Below are 22,267 nucleotides of genomic sequence, written 5' to 3' on the forward strand. Positions count from 1 at the left end.
CAACATGAGCGAGACCATTTTGACAGTCGATAACCTGCATGTAGCATTTAAAACCCAAACCGGCAAATTGACGGCGGTGCGGGGTGTAAGTTTTGATTTGAAAAAAGGGGAGACATTGGCGATTGTCGGCGAATCCGGATCGGGCAAGTCAGTCACCGCAAAATCCATCATGCAATTGCTGCCGGCAGCCACCACAGAAGTGACTAAAGGCGACATTGTCTATAACGGCAAAAGTTTATTGAAGATGTCCAAACGGCAAGTTACCGATTTGCGTGGATCGGAAATCTCAATGGTGTTCCAGGATCCGATGACTTCACTGAATCCGACGATGAAAGTCGGCAAACAGATCATGGAAGGCGTCCAGCGGCATGAACAGCTGACAAAAGCGCAAGCACGCAACCGGGCGCTGGAAATGCTCAAGCTGGTCGGGATTCCGCAAGCGGAAAATCGGCTGGATAATTACCCGCATCAATTTTCAGGCGGCATGAGGCAGCGTGTGGTCATCGCGCTGGCGCTTGCCTGCAACCCGAAAGTGCTGATTGCGGATGAACCGACAACGGCACTCGATGTTACCATCCAGGCGCAAATCCTGGATTTGATGAAGGACCTGCAAAAGAAAACCGAGACAGCCATTATTCTGATTACGCACGATTTGGGTGTGGTTGCCAATATGGCCGATCGTGTCGCTGTCATGTATGGCGGCAAAATTGTGGAACAGGGCACACTTGATGAAATCTTCTACAATCCGCAGCATCCGTATACATTGGGCCTGCTTCAATCGATGCCCAAACTGAATGAAGACCGCTCACAACCGCTCTTGCCGATTGCGGGTTCACCGCCTAACTTGGCGACGCTTGGAGAAGGCTGCGCATTTGCGGCCAGGTGCCCGCATACGATGGCGGTATGCCATACGTATACACCGCGTGATACAGTGACGGAAACGGGCCATTCTGTGGCTTGCTGGCTGCAGGACGATCGGGTAGCGGGATCACGTGATCTTGTGGAGACCGGAAGCCCATCATAAAAACACACTAAAAAACCAGTAAGGCCCGAATCGGCTTACTGGTTTTTTTAGTGTTTAAATGACACCGATTTCTTCGGTTTTCAAATCGGTGATGAACATATGTCCGGGTGCATGGGTGATCATAATTTCGGGTTTGACATGCATGGCAATCGCCTGTGGCGTCACACCGCAAGCCCAAAATACAGGAACTTCACCTTCTTTGACAGTCACGCAGTCCCCAAAATCAGGCTGGCTTAAATCACGGATGCCGATGCCTTCAGGATTGCCGATATGCACGGGAGCTCCGTGGACGCTCGGAAAACGGCTCGTCACCTGGACGGCCCGGATAACGTCTTTTTCCGGCATGGGGCGCATGCTGACTACCGTCGGCCCTTCAAAGCGTCCCGCTTTCACTGCGGGAATGGAGGTCCTGTACATCGGTACATTGCAGTTTTCTTCGTTATGGCGCATCGGAATGCCATTGTTGATCAGGGCTTCTTCAAAAGTGAAACTGCAGCCGATTAAAAACCCGACCATGTCGTCTGTCCACAAGTCGGTGATCTGGTCTCTTTCTTCCGTCAGTATGCCGTCTCTGTAAATCCGGTATTTCGGAAGATCTGTCCGCAAATCAGCGGTTGGCGCTGACAACTCTGGAATAAATGAACCCGGTTCTGTTACATCGATTAACGGACAGGATTTCGGATTGCGCTGACAGAAAAGCAGGAACTCAAAAGCCATTTCTTTTGGCAGCACAGCCAGGTTGGCCTGGATAAAGCCATTAGCCAAACTGGACGTGGGCTTATGCCATTCGCCATTGCGGATCAGCTGCCGAATTTCACGAGGGGACTGTTGATTGATGATGTTCATCTCATTCCACTCCTTTATTCAAATAATGCTGGAATTCCGTTCATCAAGGTATAGATTCCCATCCACGCCATAGCGACCACGATGACGACACCGAAAACAGTCATCCATAGGGGATGCTTGTAGTCGCCGACAATCTTCGCTTTATGCGCGGCAATCAACATAACGCCAAGGGCAATCGGTAAAATCAAGCCATTCAAGGATCCCACAAGCACCAATACCAGAACGGGCTGGCCGATGATGACAAAAACAGAGGTGGAGATGACAATAAAACTGATGATCAATAGACGATTGTACTTTTCCAGCACCGGACTGAACGACCGGATAAAGGATACAGATGTGTAGGCAGCTCCAACAACTGATGTGACTGCAGCCGCCCACATGACGACGCCGAAAATTTTATAGCCAACGTTGCCGGCGGCCAATTGGAAGACGGAAGCAGGCGGATTGGCAGGATCCAACGAAAGGCCTTGTGACACAACGCCGAGCACCGCCAGAAACAAAATAATGCGCATGAATGAAGCGATACCAATCGCATAAATGGAGCTTCTGGTCACTTCGGGCAAGGCTGCTCTGCCGGTCAGGCCTGCATCAATCAGCCGGTGTCCGCCTGCAAAAGTAATGTAGCCGCCGACGGTTCCGCCGACGAGCGTGACAATGGCAAAGATGTCGATGGTATCGGGCACGAAAGTTTTTGCGATCGCTTCGCCGACAGGCGGCTGTGCAGTGATCATAACGTAAACGGTCAATGCGATCATGACAAATCCAAGAATTTGAGCAAAACGGTCCATCGCCCGCCCAGCTTCTTTTACAACAAAAATGCCGATAGCGAGCAAGCCGCTTAAAACAGCCCCGACTTTCGGATCGATTCCGAACAGCACATTTGTGCCAAGCCCAGCGCCGCCGATGTTGCCGATATTAAAAGCAAGCCCGCCCATGACGACCAATAAAGCCAGGAAATAACCCAGGCCAGGCAAAACGTCGTTGGCGATATCCTGCGCCCGTTTGCCGGAGACGGCGATGATGCGCCATATATTCGTTTGGGCACCGATATCAATGATGACAGAAATTAAAATAACAAATCCGAAAGAAGCCAATAAAGTTTCCGTAAAAACTGTCGTTTGTGTCAGAAATCCAGGTCCGATGGCGGAAGTCGCCATCAGGAAAGCGGCACCCAGCAAGACGCTGGCATTGGTATTTTTCATCTTCTTCGCATTCTTCATTGAAATCCTCCTCGGCTTGTATTAAACGAATTCACTCACTTTAACAATATCAATATCGGCTCCTTTCAAAGATTTTGAAATCTGTCTGGCGAACTCGAGTGCGTTAACGCCGTCTCCGTGAATGCAGATGGTTTCTGCCTGCAGCTCGGCATCGCTGTTTTCAACCGTCGCCACTTTATTTTCCTTGACCATGCGAATGACCTGGTCGATGGCAATCTGTGGATCGGTGATCAAGGCGTTGCTCTGGGTCCGAGGCGTCAGCGAGCCGTCCGGTTGATAGGTGCGGTCTGAAAAGACTTCATTGGCTGTACGAAGTCCGATTTTCTCGCCAGCTTTAATGATTTCACTGCCGGAAAGCCCGAACAGCACCAGTTCCGGATCGATTTTATAGACAGCTTCTGCAATGGCTTCTGACAAAGCCGCATCTTTTACCGCCATATTGTATAAGGCACCATGTGCTTTGACATGCTGCAACTGTCCGCCTTCGGCTTTGATAAAGCCTGATAAAGCGCCGATTTGATAAACGGTTAAGTCGTAGGCTTCCTGAGGAGACAGGGCGATATTGCGGCGGCCGAAGCCGACCAGGTCCTGCAAGCCAGGGTGGGCGCCAATACCAACATTTTTTTCGAGGGCCAATTGAACGGTTTTACGCATTGTCGAAGGGTCGCCGGCGTGGAAGCCGCAAGCGATGTTCGCAGAGGTAACGTAATCAAGAATTTCCTCATCATTGCCCATCCGGTAAGCACCAAAGCTTTCGCCCATATCACAGTTCAAATCCACTTTATAACTCATGTTCATTCCTCCCGTTTCAACTTAATCGCGGCTTTTATTTGCCGAATCGATTGTTCTTGTTCAATCCAACGCTGTTGTGCATCTGCCAGGGAAATTTCTTTGAAGCGCAATTGCTGTCCCGGCTTCAGCTGGCTGATGAGCGGCAAGTCAACAGACGCAACCTGTCCGATCTTCGGATAGCCGCCAGTCGTTTGGCGGTCTGCCAGCAGGACAATCGGGTTGCCATCCACCGGTACTTGAACAGAACCGAAAGCCACCGCTTCTGAAATCAATTCCGCCGGATTTTCAAGAGCCAGATGAGGACCTTCCAAACGATAGCCCATGCGGTCAGAATTGGAAGAGACGGCGAAGGCTTCTTGGAAGATCCGTTTTTTGCTGGCGCCATCGAATAAATCAAATTGCCGCCCGGCCATCATCCGGATGACGGGTTCTTCAAAATACCTGACAGGCGGCAGCAGCCAATCTGAGTCATTTTCAGCTTCCTGCATTAGTGAAGAAAGCCGCTGCCTGCTGATTTGGCCAACCGGCACTTCGTCGCCTTTTTCCAGAGAGCGCCCTTGAAACCCTCCAATCCCGGCCCGCATGTACGTAGAGCGGCTGCCCATGACTTCAGGAACATCGATGCCGCCGGCAATTGCCAAATAACAGCGGGCGCCTACGCGAGGCTCACCAAAAGTCAGGGTATTGCCTTTTTTAACGGACAGCATCCTCCACATTGGAGCAGCTTGGCCATCCAGTTTCGGGCTCAAATCGCCGCCGCATAGCGCGATGACCGTGTCTTCGATGAATTCAATTGCAGGTCCGACGAGTGTGATTTCAAGTGTGGCGGCCTGTTCTTTATTGCCGACCAGTAGATTGGCCAGGCGATGAGCATAAGGGTCCATCGCGCCGCTGGCGATGACGCCATATTTCTGAAAACCGCTCCGGCCGAGGTCCTGTACGGTGGTCTGCAAGCTGTTCTTAAGGATTTTCAGCATTCGGATCCTCCTTCCATGCGTGGTAGTCTGTTTCAGAGATTTCCCTGAAGACCACTTTGTCTCCTGCCTGCAGCAGGCTCGGAATGTCATTTTCCGGCCGGAATAACCGAAGCGGCGTTCTGCCGATCAGCTGCCAGCCGCCCGGTGTTTCAATCGGATAGACACCAGTCTGCATGCCGGCGATGCCGACTGTCCGTTCCGGGATGCGGAGTCGTGGGGAATCGCGCCTTGGGGCCGCAATTTTTTCAGACATGCCTCCGATAAAAGGAAAGCCGGGCGCAAAGCCGATCATGTGGACCGAATAACTGCCGGAAGTATGGATGTCAATGACCTCGCGCGCAGTCAAGCCATTGTGTTGTGCCACGAATTCCAGGTCGGGTCCGAATTCACCGCCATAACAGACAGGAATTTCAACGGTTCTGGATTCGACAGCCAACTCTTCCCCCAGGTGCGCCAGAAGTTCCGCCAGCTCTTCTTGTACCTTGCTGTATGTTGCTGCGCAAGGATCGTAGAAGACAGCTACCGTTATAAATGCAGGGATAAATTCAATCATCCATTCCGGCGGTCGGCTTTCCAGCAAAGTGGACAGTCTTCGTATTTTTTTTTCTGTTTCTTCATTGATTTCAGTGCCCAGTTCAATGACAATCGCCTGATCACCCAGCGGCGAAAACGAAGTATTCATCTGCTCGCCTCCTTAGACTGACTATTCTTACTTTTAGTTTAGTATAAGGCTTTTGGAAGTGGCTGGAAAGGAGAGATATGGGTTCTCCAAAAAACGTATTAACTGTATCGGAAAGTATTTTAAGTGAAGTGGAAAGTATTCGGGCTAAAACAGAAAGTATTTGAAGTGAAATGGAAAGTATTCAGGCTGAATCAGAAAGTATATCCACTTAACTGGAAAAATCACAGCCATCCCGCAATAAAAAAAGCTCCAAAAAAAGAAGCCGCTCAATCAAGAGGGGCTCCTTCAACAATTATTCTTCAATTTCCACTTTCTCAGTCACATCGGCACCATTAAAGAATTCTGCTGAGATTTCGGCGATTGTGCCGTCCTCCAGCATTTCTTCGATGACGCGATCCACATTCTCGGCAAGTTCGGTATTGTCTTCGTTCATCACAACACCCACTTCAGAAGGGCTGTACTTGAGGTTCGGATGGATGGTGATGTCCAGTTCCGGAAAGGCTGCAATCGCCAATGTCTGCAAATAATAATCGTTCAGAATGACATCTGTCCGTCCGATGGCGACGTCGCGCAGGTAGGTTTCATTCGTCGCATTGTCATACACAACTTCCTCAGCGCCATATTCGCGTGCGGTCTCCATGTAAACGGAAGTCGAAGCACCGGCGGCTTTTTTGCCTTTTAGGTCTTCTAAGGTTTCGATGCCGGACAAATCGTCTGAACGGACGATTGCAGTGCCATAAGAATACTTAAACGGTGTGGAGAAAAGAAAATTGTCCTTGCGGTCTTCCGTGATTTCAATGTCATTGGCTGCGATGTCGACTTGTCCGGTTTGGACAGACGTCAGCATTTCATCAAATCCAAGCTCCGTGAATTCAACTTCCAATTCAAGGCGTTCGCCAATTTCTCGGGCCACTTCCACTTCGAAGCCGGTCAATTCATCCGATCCTTCTTCCCGATAGGAAGTAGGAAACAAGGTGCCTGATGTGGCAACGGTCAGGCTGCCTTTTTCCTGGATTTCATCCCAGGCGGTCGTTGTTTCTTCAGGAGCTGTATCTTCGTTATTTCCACAGGCACCTAAGAGCGACAAAGTCACTAGGCCGGCTATGATTGACGCATTTTTTCGGGAAAAGAATATTTTCACGGGGTCTTCCTCCTCTATTATGATTGCACCTAAAAGATAGCATTCTAAGAGGGCAGGGGCAACGGTTTAATTCACCAAATAAAAAATCAGATAATTTAGACTAATAAATTGACCAGTGTGGTCGAATGTTGTATTCTGTAGTCGACCAGAGTGGTCCAAAGAAATGAAAGAGGGCATGAACATGGAGAAATTTGAGAACCTCGACCCCAAAAAGCAACAGAAAATCCTTGATTCAGCATTGATGGAATTTGCCGAAAATGGATTTGGGCAAGCTTCAACCAACCGCATCGTCAAAAATGCCGGTATCGGAAAAGGGATGTTGTTCTACTATTTTAAAAACAAAAAGGACCTTTACGAGTACTTGGTCGACTACAGCATGAATTTCATCATCAATGAATATTTAAGCTTAGTGGATATCAATGAAAGTGATTTTATTAAACGAATGAGGGATGCGGCGCAAATAAAAATGAAAGCACAGCTGGAAAACGAGCATACCTTCAACTTTATGGGAACGTTTATGTTAACGAAAGATCTGGATCTTCCTCCACATCTTCAGAAGCGTTATGAGCATTTGCAGCAGCAGGGTTATGCATTGCTGTATGAAGGAATCGACAAAACGCTTTTCAGAAAAGATGTCGACGTTGACAAGGCATTCAATTTAATCCGTTGGGGAGTAGATGGCTACCAGCAAAATCTCCTGCAAAAGCTGCAGGGGAAAAAAATGACCGAACTGGATTTGAAGCCTTACTGGGATGAATTTTACGAATATCTCGATATTCTGAAGAAAAGCTTCTATACGAATTAGGAGGGAAACTCATGGCAGTCTTGAGAACGGTTGATCTGACGAAAAAATTCGGAGATTTTGCAGCACTGGACGGCGTGAACATTGAAGTGGGCGAAGGGGAAGTTTATGGTTTTATCGGTCCGAATGGAGCTGGGAAGTCCACCACTCTGCGTGTATTGCTCGGCATTTTAAAAGCGACTGACGGGCGTGCAGAAATTTTTGGAAAGGATTCCTGGAAAGATGCCGTGGAAATCCATAAACGCGTAGCTTATGTTCCCGGAGATATCAACTTATGGCCGAACTTGACCGGAGGCGAAGTCATCGATCTGTTCGTCAAATTGCGCGGTGGCAATAATCTGGACCGGCGAGAGGAACTGATCCGGAAATTCGACTTGGACCCGACGAAAAAATGCCGGACCTACTCAAAAGGGAACCGGCAAAAAGTGGCATTGATTGCGGCATTCTCGTCGGATGTGGATTTGTATGTTTTAGACGAACCGACTTCGGGCCTTGATCCGCTCATGGAGCGCGTGTTTCAGGAGTATGTAGTGGAAGCAAAAAAACAGGGCAAGAGCATCCTGCTGTCGAGCCACATCCTGTCGGAAGTCGAAAAACTCTGTGACAAAGTGGCGATTATCCGCGAAGGAAAAATCATCGAAACCGGAACGCTCAAAGAATTACGGCATTTGACTGGGACGATTTTGCTGGTTGAGACCAAAGAGCCGATTGTGGGGTTGGGAGAGCTTAAAGGAGTCAGTGGCATCCAGCAGAAAGATGGTGCCTTGTCTTTCCAGGTCGACACAGCAGAAGTGGATCATGTCATCCGTTACATCAGCCGTTTTGGCGTGAGCCGCATTGAAAGTTCACCGCCGACGCTGGAAGAGTTGTTTATGCGCCATTACGAGGGAACCGCTGGAGCGGTGGAATCAGGAGCAGGAGGCGAAAGGTAATGACCAGACATCTTTTTGACGGAACCGGAACCTTGATCCGTTTTGTTTTGCGGCGCGACCGTTTGCGTCTGCCCATCTGGCTGGTATCCTTTGCAGCCATTTCGGCAATTGTCGCCCTGGCTTTCGTTGGTTTGTATCAAAATGCAGAGGAAAGGCAGGCAATGGCTGAAACGATGCGCAATCCCGCTATGACTGCGATGGTCGGACCGGGATACGGATTGGACAATTATACAGTCGGAGCGATGACTGCGCATGAAATGCTGCTGATGACAGCGGGTGTTGTCGGCTTGATGAATATTTTGCTGGTCATCCGCCATACACGTACAGATGAAGAGGATGGCCGCATCGAATTGGTCCGTTCCTTGCCGGTGGGCCGATTGTCGAATCTGTCATCGACGTTGCTCGTAATGGCCGGTGCCAACATCGTGCTGGCGTTGCTGACCGCTTTTTCACTGGTTGCTTTAGGGGTTGAGAGTGTCGATCTGCAAGGGTCGCTTGTCTATGGGTTTGCATTAGGTGCTGCCGGACTGGTTTTTGCCGGAGTTGCGGCTGTCTGTGCACAGTTGTCGCCGAATGCCAGAAACGCACTTGGGTTATCGATTGCCATATTGTTGCTGGCTTATATGGTCCGAGCGATTGGGGACGTCACAAACGAAACCTTGTCCTGGCTGTCGCCGCTTGGCTGGATTTTGCGGTCTGAAGCCTATGTGAATAATTATTGGTGGCCAATTTTGCTGACGTTCGCAGGAGCCTTGCTGTTGATGGCTTTGGCTCTATACTTGAACTCGATTCGTGACCTCGGTTCTGGCTTTCTGCCTTCACGGGCGGGAAAAGCCAAAGCTGCCCGATCCTTATTGAGTCCATTTGGGCTGGTATTTCGGCTTCAGCGGACTGGATTCATTGCCTGGTCAGCAGGGTTGCTATTAATCGGGGCGTCTTATGGTTCGGTTTTGGGCGATTTGGAGTCGTTTTTTGAAGACATTGACCTGATGCAGCAAATGATTGTTCAGTCGGAAGGCTTTTCACTGACAGAACAATTCATTCCGGTGCTGATGGCCGTCATGGCGATTCTCGGAACCATTCCTGTATTGATGGCGGTATTGAAACTGAAAACAGAAGAAAAAAATGACCGGCTTGAGCATATTTTAAGCCGGTCCGTTTCCAGAAATCACGTGCTGGGCAGTTACTTGGCGATGGCTGTTTTGACAGGTTTTGTCATGCTTTCTTTAGCAGCACTGGGTCTTGGATTGGTCGGCAATGCTATGATGGAAGAGCAGCTTCCATTGGGGATGTTTTATGGCTCGGCGCTGGCTTATTTGCCGGCAATGTTTGCCATGATCGGCGTGGCGGTATTGTTGCTCGGATGGGCTCCGAATTTAACCGGTGCCGTTTGGCTGTATTTAGCTTTTTCGTTTTTTGTCATTTACTTGGGCGGCTTGTTCCAATTTCCCGAATGGGTAGGAAAGTTGACGCCGTTCGGCTATGTGTCTGAGATACCGATTGAAGAGATGAATTACCTGAACGCGGCAATGCTGACAGTTGTGGCAATTATTTTGACGGCCATCGGCATTACCGGATTTAATCGCAGGGATATTGGAAGGTAGCCGCCAATTGAACAGCAAGAAAAAAATCCTCTTTTCCAATTGTGGAAAAGAGGGTTTTTCCGTTTACAAAAGCAAAAGCCAGGCAGCGACGGGTCCTAATAAGGCACCAAGTACTGCGCTTAAAGTCATTGCAACTGAACTCATCGATGTTTCCTGCTGGCCGTATTCGAAGGCTTTTGCAGTCCCCATGCCATGGGCGGAAGTGCCAAGGCCGATGCCGCGGCCGATCGGCGAATCGATATGCAGCCATTTCAAGAGGGCAGGGCCGACGATATATCCGGTAAATCCTGCCACCATTACAAAAACTGCAGCGAGCGAAGGGATTCCGCCGAGGTTGCTGGCAACTTGCATGGCAACCGGCGTGGTCAGTGACTTCGGCAGGACGGTCAAAATCAGCTCTTCTGAAAAACGGAAAAGCTGAGTAAACAAAACGCCGCTTGCCATGCCGACAACAACACCCGCAGCAATACCTGAAAGGATCGGCAGCATGTTGGTGAAAAGCAGATCCCGCTGTTTGTAAAGTGGAATCGCGAGTGCCACTACTGCCGGACCCAGCAATGTGCCGATCCAGCTGCCGCCCATCATATATGTATCGTAAGGAATGTTGCCCAACACTAAAATAAGGGCAAGGATTGCTGTAGAAGCAAGCACCGGATTCAATAGAGTCTTTCTATACTTTAAATACAAAACATTAGTCAGCAAATAAATGCTGACCGTCAAAACCGCAAAAAAAGCAGCAGTCAGATTGAATGCCATGCTTAGGATCTCTCCTTTCGGTCAGTGCTTGCCTTGGCGGCATACTGGCTGACCCAGCCCGCAACCGCCATTGTCAGAAACGTGCTGGCAATGACGATTGGAATCAACAGCATGCCTTTGCCGGAAAACAATTCCCCGTATTCAACAACCCCGACGGTAGCCGGGATAAAGTAAAGAGATAAAAAAGCCAATAGGAAATGAGCGCCGGACTCAATCCATTCAAGCGGATAGATTTTCAGCATAAGTGCAGTAAACAGCAGAAGAAAGCCGATGATGCTGCCCGGCAACGGAATATTGAAAAAAACCTGAATAGCTTCACCTATTAAATAAAAACCGGTAATAACAAAAAGCTGAAGAATGATAGAAATGATTTTCAATGAGGGCACCGCCTTTCTGGTGAATGTAAGGAGAAGATCCGGTTCTTTCCATAATAAGTTATTTTACAGGATTTCGGTTGAAAAGCGAGAATGGATTCTCATCTCTTTTAACTATTCAGAGAATTATGGCGAAATGCCAGAAAACTCTTTTCAATTTTTTACAGGTGGGTATAGGAAGGGAAAAAGCCGGAGGCGGTGGCCGGGATTTAGCCATAATAGTTTCTGGCAGGTTCTGCAACCGAAAGGAGGTGCAGCTTTATGGAAAGTGAAAAGACCTTGGCTGGAAAGTTGGAACAGCATGCGCTACAGGGTTTCAACAAGCAGATAACAAGAATTCAGGAAGCCGGCCAAAGTCTATACCATTATACGGGCCTGACAAGCTTGATGGGCATGATCGAAACGAACCGGTTATGGATGAGCAAAGGGACTTTTCTGAACGACTCCAGCGAACTGGTCTATTTTTCTGGCATTTTAAAAACTGTACTGGACAAAATGCAAGTTTCGGACAAAGGAAATCTATGGGGCATGTTTATTGAAGAGCTGCAGCAGACTTTGGATCATTTTATGAAAGAAATTGAAGAAAGCGGTTTTGAAGTCTATGTCTTTTCAATGTCACAAACCGAGGATTCATTGGCTCTTTGGTATAACTACGCAAAAGGCGATGGCTATAATATCGGTTTTTCTGCAGAGGAGCTTCTTGAAAAAATCAATCATTACTTATTGGAAACCGGCTTGTTGCATGGTCTTGTGGTCTACAGCAGACGGGAGCAGGAAACCATCTTAGAGGATTTGCTCATGGAGAGCTTTGAACTTATCAGTGGATACCAAGAGGAACAGGTGACCTCGGTCTTAGCCGACCATTTCTTTTCAGTGATGGCATCATGCGCAATCTTTTTTAAGGATGCTACTTTCAAGAGCGAAGAGGAGTACCGAATTGCAATTATCAGCAGAGGAGAATTAGACGGAAAAGTGAAATTCCGAGCACGGAACGGAGTGATTATCCCTTACATCGAGGTCTCGTTTGAAGAAAAATTACCCATCAGCCATATAACGATTGGCCCCAAGAACAATATCGATATTGCCAAAAGCGGCATTGAACATTATGTAAGGAGCAAAGGTTATGATCTGGAAACCGTTACCGTCAGTAAATCCGTTGCGGCTCTCAGGTATTAAAAATAAAAGGGAGTGTTAGTATGTATCCGGAATTAGCAGGAAAGACAGCGATTGTGACAGGGGGATCAAAAGGAATCGGAAAAGGCATCGCAGAGCGTTTCGGCAAAGAAAAGATGAATGTCGTAGTCGATTACCTGACAGATGCTGAAGGGGCGGAAGAGACGGCCCAGGCAATACAGAAGCAGGGTGGAAAAGCGGTCACGGTGCAAGCGGATGTTTCAACAGAAACAGGCATCAAGAGCTTGATCCAAACGGCACTCGATCATTTTGGTTCGGTGGATGTATTGGTGAACAATGCAGGTTTCAGTGAGCCGGCACCTTCTGATGAATTGGCATTGGAAACGTGGCAACGTGTACTGGACGTCAATCTTACAGGGGCTTTTATTGCCAGCAGGGAAGCATTGAGCTGGATGAAGGCAAATAAAGTCAAAGGCAGCATCCTTAATATTTCGAGTGTTCATCAAGTCATTCCCAAAGTGGAGAATGTTCACTATGGCGTCACAAAAGGCGGCTTGAAGATGCTGACAGAAACATTGGCGTTGGAATATGCAGAACAAGGAATACGGATTAATAGCATTGCACCTGGAACCATCACGACACCAGGAAATCCGACACAAGAACAGGACGCAGAAGAAAAAGAGAAGACGCTGCAGAAAATCCCGATGAAAAAGATCGGGAAACCGGAAAACATCGCCGCAGCCGCGGCCTGGCTTGTTTCCGGTGAAGCTGCTTATGTCACCGGAACTACCTTATTTGTAGATGGTGGCATGACCTTATATCCTTCTCAATTGTTCTAACAGTAATTGCCCACCGCACAGGAGAACTTCAGTCTGTGCGGTTTTTTATGCATTCTTAAGCATATATACTATACTGAAAAAATAACCATTTAACTCCGGATTTCGAAATAGACAGAATTTAAAAAAATATTTGATTATAATGCTTGCATTTTAAGCTAATTGTTGTATTATTACTTTATGCAATATATCGCATACATTTTTTTAAAAGAGAATGTATTATACTAAAATTATAGATACAAGTACACGAGCCAACGGATTTAGAATTTAGGAGGAAATAGGAATGGATAGTAAATTGTCGTTTAAATCATATGCAGTTGTAGGGATGATGTTGTTTGCGCTGTTTTTTGGAGCAGGAAACTTAATCTTTCCCGCGCAGCTTGGACAATACGCAGGAACAAACGTCTGGATCGCGATATTCGGATTTCTGATTACAGGTGTCGGTCTGCCATTGCTGGGTATATTAGCGATCGGTTACTCGAAAAGTAATGACTTACAAGATCTTTCAAGCCGTGTTCACCCTGTCTATGGGTTGGTCTTTACGGCAATGCTTTACTTAACGATCGGACCCTTCTTCGCTTTGCCAAGAACAGGCGCTGTTTCATATGAAGTTGGAATTGCACCGTTTGTTGGAGAAGGAAATGCCACAATTGCTTTATTGGTCTTCTCTTTAGTCTTCTTTGCAATATCATTGCTCGTATCATTGAATCCGTCAAAAATGGTCGACAGCATCGGCAAGATCCTTTCGCCTGCGATTCTTGTGACCTTGGGTGTTTTATTGGTTACATCGTTCGTTAATCCGATGGGAGCTAAAGAAGCGCCACAGCCGGCTTATGCAAACGATGCCTTCTTTACAGGCTTCACTGAAGGCTATAACACCATGGACGCACTCGCTTCCTTGGTTTTCGGGATCATTGTCATTTCTGCAGTCCGTAAATTGGGTGTGAATTCGCCTAAAGGCGTCTTAACCGCGACTTTAAAAAGTGGGGTTGTAGCTGCTGCTCTTTTGGCCATCGTCTACACAGGAATTGCTCTGCTCGGTTCAACAAGTACGGCAACTTTAGGGCTGATGGAAACAGGGGGACCTGTTTTAAGCGGCGCTTCGGGCCATTATTTCGGTAATTTCGGTTCCAGTTTATTGGCCGTCATTATCATTCTGGCGTGTTTGACAACTGCTATCGGCTTAACTGTTGCTAACTCGGAGTTTTTCCATAAGTTGACGCCTTCCATCAGCTATAAAACGTATGTTGTGATTTTCTCTGTCTTTTCGTTAGTTGTCACTAATGCTGGGCTTTCGAATATCATCACTTATTCAATCCCGGTATTGATGTTCCTTTATCCACTGGCAATTGTCTTGATCATCCTGGCTTTCTTGTCGCCATTATTCAGACATGCTCAGTTGGTGTACGTATCGACAATCGTTGTCACATTCTTTATCAGCATCGTTGATGGATTCAAAACCCTAACTTCTTCGTTGGGAGTCGATAATCCCGCTTTGCTTCAATCAGTAATTGACTTCTATGCCGCAGTCCTGCCTCTTTACGACAAAGGGCTTGGCTGGTTCTTGCCAGCGTTGATCGTCATTGCCGTCACCACGGTAATCGCACGCAGCAAAAAAGAAGTGAAAGTTCAAGTTGCTCAAAACAACGCCTAATATCAATAACTATAGGCCGTTCCAAAAATCGGATCGGCTTCCATATAAAAAGCTGTTACAAAAGCGAAGAGGCTTTTGTAACAGCTTATTTCAATTGATTTAAAAGCTTTTTTCGGTAGTCAATTCTTCGATGGTCCGGATCCAATTGGATTTCATCAGCTGAGTCACTTTTTCCGGATCTTTCTCTTTTAAGGTCTGGATAATCTGGACATGCTCGTCATATGAGCTTTTCGTCAGCATCAGCGAGTGATGAAAAAACTGTCTTCTGACATGTGATTGGAGGCTGCCGAGCATGGTATGGATATATGGATTTTGAGCGGTATCAACGATGATCTGGTGAAACTCCTGATCAATTTTCAAAGCTGAAAATCCATCCTGGCTATCGATGGCTTTAATGAATCGCTCATTGGTTTCTTCCAATAAGTTGAAAGTGTCTTCATCAAGATTTGGAATGGCCAATTCTGCTGCAAGTGCCTGCAGAACAGCGAGGGGAGGCAATAAGTTTTTGAGATCGTCTTTTTTCACATTCGTGACGCGTGTCGCTTTTCCGGGAAACATCTCGACAAATCCTTGAACTTCCAATAATTGAAGTGCTTCGCGGATAGGGGTACGGCTTAAACTCAATGCTTGGGCCAAGTCTGTATCAACCAACTTTTCTTCGGGCTGTAAGGTGCCATCGATGATCCACTGCTGCAATTGAAGATAAGCGCTTTCCTTCGCTGAGACGCGGACAGGCTTCGTATAATTTACGGGAATAGGCATTGCAAGCTCTCCTTTTTTACTGCAAAATTTATGACACGGGAACACGCAATGGGATTGGGAACCTCCCAATGAATGAATATCTCTTAATGCCATTATACACCAATTCAGACTATCTATGAAATATTTTATGCAATATATCGGTAAATGACATCAAAATGCCTCTATCCTTTCGTTTGTCAGATTTCAAATAGGGAATAAGGAGTGCAATAGCAGATATACCAATGGAAGAGGAGGAATTAGGATGCTGACGTTTATTCCGAGTCAGGATTCACAGACTATTGCTTTCAAAATTGAGGGAACAATAACCAAGGAAAATCTGCAAGAGCTGGAGCGGGAGATCAGTGAACGGTTTTCTAAAGACCAGCCCTTCAATGCTTATGCCGTGATTGGGCAAGTGAAGGTGCCGACGATCAACGCATTGATAGAAGAAGCGAAAATCGATATGAAGCGCTGGAGCCAGTACAATAAGTTGGCTGTTGTCAGCGAAAAAAATTGGCTTGGCACCATCACCGATCTTGGTGATTTGTTGCCGGGCATCGAAGCAAAGCATTTTAAAGCGAATGAAGCCGAGCAGGCTTGGAACTGGATTAAAGGCTGATCAGCTCCACTATTAATCAGAGGAGGAGAACTATGTTATCATTTGTACCGAGTAAAGACACTGAGACCATTGCGATTGAATTTGAAGGGGCGGCTACAAAGGAAGATGCATTGAAGATCAATAAAATCATTCAGGAAAAGTTTGCCGATAAGGGAAAGTTCAATATTTATGCCATTATAAACGAAACGGACGGCATTCCTTTCACAGGGCTTGAGCAAAGTATGCAAGTGAATATGGATGCCTGGAATCAATTCCATAAATTCGCTGTCATCAGTTCTGCGCATATGCCGGGCCATTTAGCGGAAATGGAAAACCTGCTTCCGAAACTTGAAATCAAACATTTTCAACTGGATGAAATGAACGAAGCCTGGAATTGGATTCAGGAATAGGAAAAAAGCGTTTTGCAGATTTTGTGCAAAACGCTTTTTTAGGAGGAGAAACATGACGTTATTCCTCTACATGAATCAAATCTGCTTTGACGATATGAAAAATGCTCAAAATGATTGTTTTTCCATCCATATCTTCTACAGGAAAAAGGCTCACAGCAACACCGGAAAAATGGTCTTCAAGAGGCCCTTCAATGCGGATGTTCTCCAAGTATTCCCCTGTTGTCAACAAAATATTGTAGACATGGAACTTCTGCTTCATGGCAATCCCTCCTATGCGCAGTTTTGGAAAAATCACATGGCCAGGGTGGGAATCAGGACAGCTATCGTATACACTAATTATAAAGCAAAACGGTGTTTTACAGATAGGATGAGAGACGATGAAATCGGAAATTTCAATTAAAGTAACGGATAAATACAAGGCGGAATATGCCAAAGGCTACCCCTTGATCACTAAAGAGGCCTTAGAGAATCCGGAAGCCTTGCAGAACGAGGGAAGCATTTTAAAGTTGACCGATAAGCAAGGGCGCTTTTTGGCGAAAGGCTATTACGGCCTGCAAAACAAAGGTTTTGGCTGGATCTTGACGCGTGATGAAAGTGAAACCATCGATCAGGATTTCATGGAACGCAAGCTGGCGGCAGCTATCGGCCGCAGACAAGCATTTTTCAGCAATCCGGAAACGACGGCTTTCCGTGTGTTCAACGGTGAAGGCGATGGGTTCGGTGGACTGATCATTGATTATTATGCCGGCTTTTACTTGCTCAGCTGGTACAGCGAAGGGGTTTATACCTTTAAAGACGAGATCATTGCAGCGCTGCAGAATGTCGCGGAATGCAAAGGCATTTACCAGAAAAAGCGATTTGATACAAAAGGCCAGTACATCGAAGAAGATGATTTCGTGACAGGCGAGCGTGGGGAGTTCCCGATGATCGTCAAAGAAAACGGTGTGAATTTTGCTGTTTACTTGAACGATGGGGCGATGACCGGCATATTCCTGGACCAGCGGGATGTCAGAAATACCATCAGGCAGAAATATGCCAAAGGCAAGACCGTGCTTAATACGTTTTCGTATACCGGTGCTTTTTCGGTAGCGGCGTCACTTGGCGGTGCTGCTAAAACGACGAGTGTCGATTTGGCGAAAAGAAGTTCGAGCAAGACGATCGAGCAATTCAGTGTCAATGGCATAGATTTTGAGACACAGGACATCCTGGTCATGGACGTGTTCAATTATTTTAAATACGCCAAACGAAAAGAATTGAAGTTCGACGTGGTCATTTTGGATCCGCCAAGCTTTGCACGTTCAAAAAAATACACGTTCAGCACTTCCAAGGACTATACGAATTTAATGAAAGAAGCGATTGCCATTACTGAAAGAAATGGCGTCATCGTTGCTTCGACCAACAGTGCCTCTTTTGGAATGAAAAAATTCAAAGGGTTTATCGATAAAGCCTTTAAAGACCTTGGAAAGAAATACAGCATCGTTGAGGAATTCACTTTGCCAAGTGATTTCCGTGTGCAAAAGGAATTCAAAGAAGGCGATTACCTGAAAGTGCTTTTTGTGAAGTTGGGCTAAGAAAGCCAGAATGGGATTTGTGTTTGTGACGAAAATTTGCGGGTGATGCGAAACGCTTCTCCATTTCTTCCCTTAATCCCTGTACAGTCATCTGCTGCAATTCTATAATAAAAGCAGATTGTGAGGGATAGTGAATGTTTAAGAATGCGTTAGGGACATTTCGTTTCATGGGCGTGCTGGAAGGCAGCTCTCTATTGATTCTGCTTTTCATTGCCATGCCGTTAAAATACTTTTTTGAGTTTCCGGAAGCCGTCAGTGTCATCGGACCGATCCATGGAGCTTTGTTCAGCATCTACATCTTGATGACTGTCTATATGACCTTCATCTACAGATGGCCTTTCCGTTTCTCGGTTGGTGCCGTCGCTTCAGCGTTTTTGCCGTTCGGCAATTTCATTTTAGACAAAAGGCTTGAAAATTGGCAGCAGTTGAAAATAGCGACTGTGTAATTGCTGATGTAACTCGGGCACCAAACACCTGCAGGTTTTTCCTGCAGGTGTTTTTATTTGGGGTTATCGAAAGGCGTTCAACTCCTCTATAATGAAACTATTGAAATTTACAGATTTGCATTGGAGGTCACATCATGGCGAAAGCGATAAGTTCTTCTTCTTTAGCCGGAAATCCTGTTTATCCGGTGATGTTTGCGATTGGCGGCTGCCATTTGCTGAATGATTCTTTACAGGCCGTGATTCCTGCCATGTTCCCAATACTTGAAGCGGATCTTGGTTTGACGTTTACGCAACTGGGTTTGATTGCGTTTGTACTCAATATGGTAGCCTCTGTCCTCCAGCCGGTTGTAGGGTTCATTAGTGACAAGAAACCAATGCCCTACGCGCTGCCGCTCGGCATGACGAGTTCATTTTTCGGAATTGCAGGGTTGGCGTTTGCGCCGGAATATTGGATGATTCTTGTTTCAGTTATTTTCCTGGGGTTGGGTTCGGCTGTTTTCCATCCGGAAGGCTCACGTGTTTCCTATATGGCAGCCGGCTCCAAACGCGGCTTGTCACAATCGATTTATCAGGTGGGAGGAAACTCCGGCCAGGCACTGGCCCCATTGATCAGTGCATTCATCCTGGTTCCACTCGGCCAGATAGGAGCGGCTTTGTTCCTCTTTGTTGCAGCGATCGGCATTTTTATCCTATCGAAAATCTCCATTTGGTATAAGCAGCAACTGGAGAAGGAAAAGCTGCAGAAAGTGAAGAAAGTATTATTGTCTTCATTGCCTGAGATGACCAAAAAACAAGTGGGCGTGGCGTTGGCGCTTTTGATGATCATTATTTTCGCCCGTTCATTCTACGTCACCAATATGACGAGCTTTTACATATTCCATTTGATCGAGTCTTACGGGCTGACAATCCAGCAGGGACAGCTGTATGTCTTCCTGTTCCTTGGCGTCGGGGCAGCAGGCACGTTTTTCGGAGGGCCTATGGCAGACAAAATTGGACGGAAGAACGTCATTCTTCTTTCCATTTTGGTGCCGATCCCGCTGGCCGCTTTCCTGCCGTATGTTCCGCTATACGCTGTACTGATTTTCCTGGCATTGATCGGTTTTTTCATTATGTTGAGTTTTTCCGTTACGGTTGTCTACGCGCAAGAGCTTGTGCCGAGCAAAATTGGCACGATGGCTGGTTTAACGGTTGGTTTGGCCTTCGGGATGGGCGCAATCGGCGCAGTGGTCATTGGGATTTTAATGGATGCCATCGGTGTCTACGAAACCATGATCGTCGTTTCGTTCCTGCCGATTATTGGAATAGTTGGCCTATGGCTGCCGCGTGACCGAAAAATAGTCGCTGCTTCATAAATGCAAAACTTAAGCAAAGGAGAATGTTGTATGACGATAAACTTGCCGGAAGTGCCAACAGCAATAAGAACGGAGCGTTTGCTTTTGCGGATGCCGATGCCTGGAGATGGAAAAGTTGTGAATGCAGCAATCCAGGCCTCACTTGATGACTTAAAGCCATGGCTTGGGTTTGCGCAGGCAGAACCTTCTCCGGAGGACACGGAAATCAATCAGCTGGAGGCGCACTTGAACTTTATAAAAAAGGAAGTTTTGCGTTACCTGGTTTTTGATAAAGAAACAGGACGCTTTATCGGCTCTACTGGCTTCCATGCCATTGAATGGGATGTGCCAAAAATGGAGATCGGCTATTGGCTGGACTCGAGAGCTACTGGAAAAGGCTATATGGCAGAAGCGGTTTCTGCGTTGACTGAATTGGCTTTCTCAACTTTTAAATGCAAGCGCCTTGAAATTCAATGTGACGCAGAAAACCGGAAAAGCCGAGCGATTCCAGAAAAACTGGGCTTTGTTCTGGAAGGTGTTTTGCACAACGATGAACGATCAGTAGATGGCAAAAGGTTAACGGATACATGCATTTACGCTAAATTCACTTAACCCAAAACGAATAGGGGCTTTAAAGATGAAGAAGAAAGACAAAAATCAAGACGCCGGTCTGAAACCATTCATTTCGTTGTTGTTGTCCCTGAAGATTCCAAAGCTTGCGCTGACAATCGGGTTGCTTGCGAGTTTGATCACCACACTTGTGGGCCTTGTAGTGCCGCTGTTGACAAAAAACCTGGTTGATGGCTTTTCCTTTGAATCGTTGAGTGTGCCGCTGATTATCGGAATCGCTGTGGCATTTATTATTCAAGCCGTCATCAATGGGATTTCGATTTACTTGCTGAGCATGGTCGGGCAGCGAGTGGTCGCTGGTTTGAGAGAACGGATGTGGGCCCAATTGATCCGCTTGCGAGTCAGTTATTTCGATCAGCACTCGAGCGGCGAAACGGTCAGCCGTGTGGTGAATGATACAGGGATCGTCCGAAATTTAATCACAGACCACTTCCCGTCCTTCATCACAGGAATTATTTCAATTATCGGGGCAGTGATTATTTTAATCATTCTAGATTGGAAAATGACCTTGGTCATGATGCTGTCGGTACCGCTGACGATTGCTGTGATGATTCCCCTAGGCCGCCAAATGGCCAAGATTTCACGGAACCTGCAGGATGAAACCGCTCAGTTTACAGGTCATGTCCAGCAGACTTTAGGAGAAATCCGTTTAATGAAATCTTCAACAGCTGAAGAGATTGAAGAAACCAAAGGGGTACAAGGCATTCAAAAGTTATTTGCTCTTGGTATGAAAGAAGCGAAAATCTATGCGTTGATTGCGCCTTTGATGTACCTGGTGGTTATGGTAGTTATTGTATCGATTATCGGCTATGGCGGGATCCGTGTGGCCAATGGCGAAATGTCGACGGGATCGTTGGTGGCGTTTCTATTGTATCTCTTTCAGATTATTGTTCCGATGGCAACCTTTGCTCGGTTTTTTACGGAGCTTCAAAAAGCCAAAGGCGCTACTGAACGAATCATTGGAATTTTAGAGTTGCCTTTGGAAGAACAGCAACAGAAGCCCGCGCTGGATATTGTCGGGAAAACGCTACAGGTGGAAGGAATAAGTTTTGCCTATGAAAAAGGGGAACAGGTTCTAGAAGATGTATCGTTTGAAGCGCAGCCAGGGGAAATGATTGCCTTTGCGGGGCCAAGCGGCGGCGGAAAAACCACTGTGTTTGGTTTGGTAGAGCGATTTTACGAACCTTCATCCGGACGCATTTCTATTGGGAATATCCCCATCAATGAAATATCAATCGCTTCCTGGCGAGATCAGATCGGCTATGTATCCCAGGAAAGTGCCATGATGGGCGGCACAATCCGGGAAAATCTCACCTATGGCCTGCCGGATTCAGAAACGATTCCAGCCGAAGAACTTTGGCGGGTGGCTCGCATGGCTTATGCGGAAGATTTTATTCGCAGCTTTGCCGACGGATTGGATACGGAAGTCGGAGAACGCGGCGTCAAGCTATCCGGCGGACAACGCCAACGGATTGCCATCGCACGAGCGTTTCTGCGTGATCCGAAAATCCTCATGATGGATGAAGCAACAGCCAGCCTGGACAGCCAATCAGAAGGGATTGTGCAGCAGGCATTAAGCCGATTGATGGAAGGGCGGACGACGCTGGTGATTGCCCACCGGCTGTCGACGATTGTCGATGCAGATAAAATTGTTTTTATTGAAAAAGGGCATGTGACAGGAATCGGAACACACCGGGAACTGACCGCTTCACACACACTTTACCGTGAATTTGCTGAACAGCAATTAACTTGACTGAACCACTTGA

At 46.9% G+C, this 22,267-nt stretch carries 24 protein-coding genes; 14 read left to right on the forward strand and 10 right to left on the reverse strand.

Features of this window, described 5'->3' with window-relative positions:
* The first annotated feature begins 4 nt into the window (after positions 1–4).
* Positions 5–1,024, forward strand: a complete 1,020-nt coding sequence (locus H9630_RS08920; RefSeq protein WP_191715168.1) for an ABC transporter ATP-binding protein — start codon at positions 5–7, stop codon at positions 1,022–1,024.
* Between the two features lie 54 nt (positions 1,025–1,078).
* On the opposite strand, the gene H9630_RS08925 is transcribed toward H9630_RS08920, so the two are convergent.
* The 6 genes from H9630_RS08925 to H9630_RS08950 all read right to left on the reverse strand — a co-directional run bounded on the left by H9630_RS08925 (position 1,079) and on the right by H9630_RS08950 (position 6,676).
* Complete coding sequence (locus H9630_RS08925) at positions 1,079–1,870, reverse strand: putative hydro-lyase (RefSeq protein ID WP_191715169.1); 792 nt, start codon at positions 1,868–1,870, stop codon at positions 1,079–1,081.
* Positions 1,871–1,884: 14 nt separating this feature from the next.
* Positions 1,885–3,090 (reverse strand): NRAMP family divalent metal transporter, encoded by a 1,206-nt coding sequence (locus tag H9630_RS08930; protein WP_191715170.1) that lies wholly within the window; start codon positions 3,088–3,090, stop codon positions 1,885–1,887.
* Between the two features lie 21 nt (positions 3,091–3,111).
* Positions 3,112–3,882: a LamB/YcsF family protein gene (locus H9630_RS08935; RefSeq protein ID WP_191715171.1), complete on the reverse strand. Its 771-nt coding sequence runs from the start codon at positions 3,880–3,882 to the stop codon at positions 3,112–3,114.
* Between the two features lie 2 nt (positions 3,883–3,884).
* Positions 3,885–4,859, reverse strand: a complete 975-nt coding sequence (locus tag H9630_RS08940; RefSeq protein ID WP_191715172.1) for a 5-oxoprolinase subunit C family protein — start codon at positions 4,857–4,859, stop codon at positions 3,885–3,887.
* Positions 4,843–5,541 carry a 5-oxoprolinase subunit PxpB gene (gene pxpB / locus H9630_RS08945; RefSeq protein ID WP_191715173.1) on the reverse strand — a complete coding sequence of 233 codons (699 nt, stop codon included), beginning with the start codon at positions 5,539–5,541 and terminating at the stop codon, positions 4,843–4,845. Before pxpB ends, H9630_RS08940 begins: the two co-directional genes overlap by 17 nt.
* Positions 5,542–5,833: 292 nt before the next feature.
* A complete protein-coding gene (locus H9630_RS08950; RefSeq protein WP_404825532.1) occupies positions 5,834–6,676 on the reverse strand; it encodes a transporter substrate-binding domain-containing protein in 843 nt (280 codons plus the stop codon).
* A 187-nt stretch (positions 6,677–6,863) separates the two neighbouring features.
* On the opposite strand from H9630_RS08950, the gene H9630_RS08955 reads away from it, so the two are divergent.
* The 3 genes from H9630_RS08955 to H9630_RS08965 are packed head-to-tail and all read left to right on the forward strand — an operon-like array spanning position 6,864 to position 10,020.
* Positions 6,864–7,487, forward strand: a complete 624-nt coding sequence (locus H9630_RS08955) for a TetR/AcrR family transcriptional regulator (protein ID WP_191715175.1) — start codon at positions 6,864–6,866, stop codon at positions 7,485–7,487.
* An 11-nt stretch (positions 7,488–7,498) separates the two neighbouring features.
* Positions 7,499–8,416 (forward strand): ABC transporter ATP-binding protein, encoded by a 918-nt coding sequence (locus H9630_RS08960; RefSeq protein ID WP_191715176.1) that lies wholly within the window; start codon positions 7,499–7,501, stop codon positions 8,414–8,416.
* A complete protein-coding gene (locus H9630_RS08965) occupies positions 8,416–10,020 on the forward strand; it encodes an ABC transporter permease (protein WP_191715177.1) in 1,605 nt (534 codons plus the stop codon). The genes H9630_RS08960 and H9630_RS08965 overlap by 1 nt, the downstream gene beginning before the upstream one ends.
* Before the next feature lie 63 nt (positions 10,021–10,083).
* Here H9630_RS08965 and H9630_RS08970 read toward each other — a convergent pair whose 3' ends face one another.
* Entirely contained in the window at positions 10,084–10,776 is a 693-nt protein-coding gene (locus tag H9630_RS08970) for an LrgB family protein (RefSeq protein WP_191715178.1), read from the reverse strand.
* Between the two features lie 2 nt (positions 10,777–10,778).
* Positions 10,779–11,153 (reverse strand): CidA/LrgA family protein, encoded by a 375-nt coding sequence (locus H9630_RS08975; RefSeq protein WP_191715179.1) that lies wholly within the window; start codon positions 11,151–11,153, stop codon positions 10,779–10,781.
* A gap of 258 nt (positions 11,154–11,411) precedes the next feature.
* Between H9630_RS08975 and H9630_RS08980 the strand changes: the two genes are divergently transcribed.
* From H9630_RS08980 to brnQ, 3 genes are all read left to right on the forward strand, one after another.
* A complete protein-coding gene (locus tag H9630_RS08980) occupies positions 11,412–12,326 on the forward strand; it encodes a DUF2971 domain-containing protein (protein WP_191715180.1) in 915 nt (304 codons plus the stop codon).
* Between the two features lie 20 nt (positions 12,327–12,346).
* A complete protein-coding gene (locus H9630_RS08985) occupies positions 12,347–13,123 on the forward strand; it encodes a glucose 1-dehydrogenase (protein WP_191715181.1) in 777 nt (258 codons plus the stop codon).
* Positions 13,124–13,403: 280 nt separating this feature from the next.
* Entirely contained in the window at positions 13,404–14,774 is a 1,371-nt protein-coding gene (gene brnQ, locus H9630_RS08990; RefSeq protein WP_191715182.1) for a branched-chain amino acid transport system II carrier protein, read from the forward strand.
* Between the two features lie 99 nt (positions 14,775–14,873).
* Here the strand turns inward: brnQ and H9630_RS08995 are convergent, their stop codons facing one another.
* Positions 14,874–15,536: a GntR family transcriptional regulator gene (locus tag H9630_RS08995; RefSeq protein WP_191715183.1), complete on the reverse strand. Its 663-nt coding sequence runs from the start codon at positions 15,534–15,536 to the stop codon at positions 14,874–14,876.
* A gap of 241 nt (positions 15,537–15,777) precedes the next feature.
* Here H9630_RS08995 and H9630_RS09000 point away from each other — a divergent pair, with 241 nt between their 5' ends.
* A complete protein-coding gene (locus H9630_RS09000) occupies positions 15,778–16,134 on the forward strand; it encodes a SpoIIAA family protein (RefSeq protein WP_191715184.1) in 357 nt (118 codons plus the stop codon).
* Between the two features lie 32 nt (positions 16,135–16,166).
* Positions 16,167–16,523 (forward strand): SpoIIAA family protein, encoded by a 357-nt coding sequence (locus tag H9630_RS09005; protein ID WP_191715185.1) that lies wholly within the window; start codon positions 16,167–16,169, stop codon positions 16,521–16,523.
* Between the two features lie 58 nt (positions 16,524–16,581).
* Here the strand turns inward: H9630_RS09005 and H9630_RS09010 are convergent, their stop codons facing one another.
* Positions 16,582–16,782: a hypothetical protein gene (locus H9630_RS09010; RefSeq protein ID WP_191715186.1), complete on the reverse strand. Its 201-nt coding sequence runs from the start codon at positions 16,780–16,782 to the stop codon at positions 16,582–16,584.
* A gap of 118 nt (positions 16,783–16,900) precedes the next feature.
* On the opposite strand from H9630_RS09010, the gene H9630_RS09015 reads away from it, so the two are divergent.
* The 5 genes from H9630_RS09015 to H9630_RS09035 all read left to right on the forward strand — a co-directional run bounded on the left by H9630_RS09015 (position 16,901) and on the right by H9630_RS09035 (position 22,254).
* Positions 16,901–18,094: a class I SAM-dependent rRNA methyltransferase gene (locus H9630_RS09015; protein WP_191715187.1), complete on the forward strand. Its 1,194-nt coding sequence runs from the start codon at positions 16,901–16,903 to the stop codon at positions 18,092–18,094.
* 134 nt (positions 18,095–18,228) lie between these two features.
* Positions 18,229–18,540, forward strand: coding sequence for a DUF3817 domain-containing protein (locus tag H9630_RS09020; RefSeq protein ID WP_191715188.1), 312 nt, complete (start codon positions 18,229–18,231; stop codon positions 18,538–18,540).
* A gap of 134 nt (positions 18,541–18,674) precedes the next feature.
* Positions 18,675–19,892 (forward strand): MFS transporter, encoded by a 1,218-nt coding sequence (locus H9630_RS09025; protein WP_191715189.1) that lies wholly within the window; start codon positions 18,675–18,677, stop codon positions 19,890–19,892.
* A 30-nt stretch (positions 19,893–19,922) separates the two neighbouring features.
* Positions 19,923–20,483 carry a GNAT family N-acetyltransferase gene (locus H9630_RS09030; protein WP_191715190.1) on the forward strand — a complete coding sequence of 187 codons (561 nt, stop codon included), beginning with the start codon at positions 19,923–19,925 and terminating at the stop codon, positions 20,481–20,483.
* Between the two features lie 25 nt (positions 20,484–20,508).
* A complete protein-coding gene (locus tag H9630_RS09035; RefSeq protein WP_191715191.1) occupies positions 20,509–22,254 on the forward strand; it encodes an ABC transporter ATP-binding protein in 1,746 nt (581 codons plus the stop codon).
* The last annotated feature ends 13 nt before the right edge of the window (positions 22,255–22,267 follow it).

Source organism: Planococcus wigleyi (assembly GCF_014836985.1).
Taxonomy (GTDB): Bacteria; Bacillota; Bacilli; order Bacillales_A; family Planococcaceae; genus Planococcus; species Planococcus notacanthi.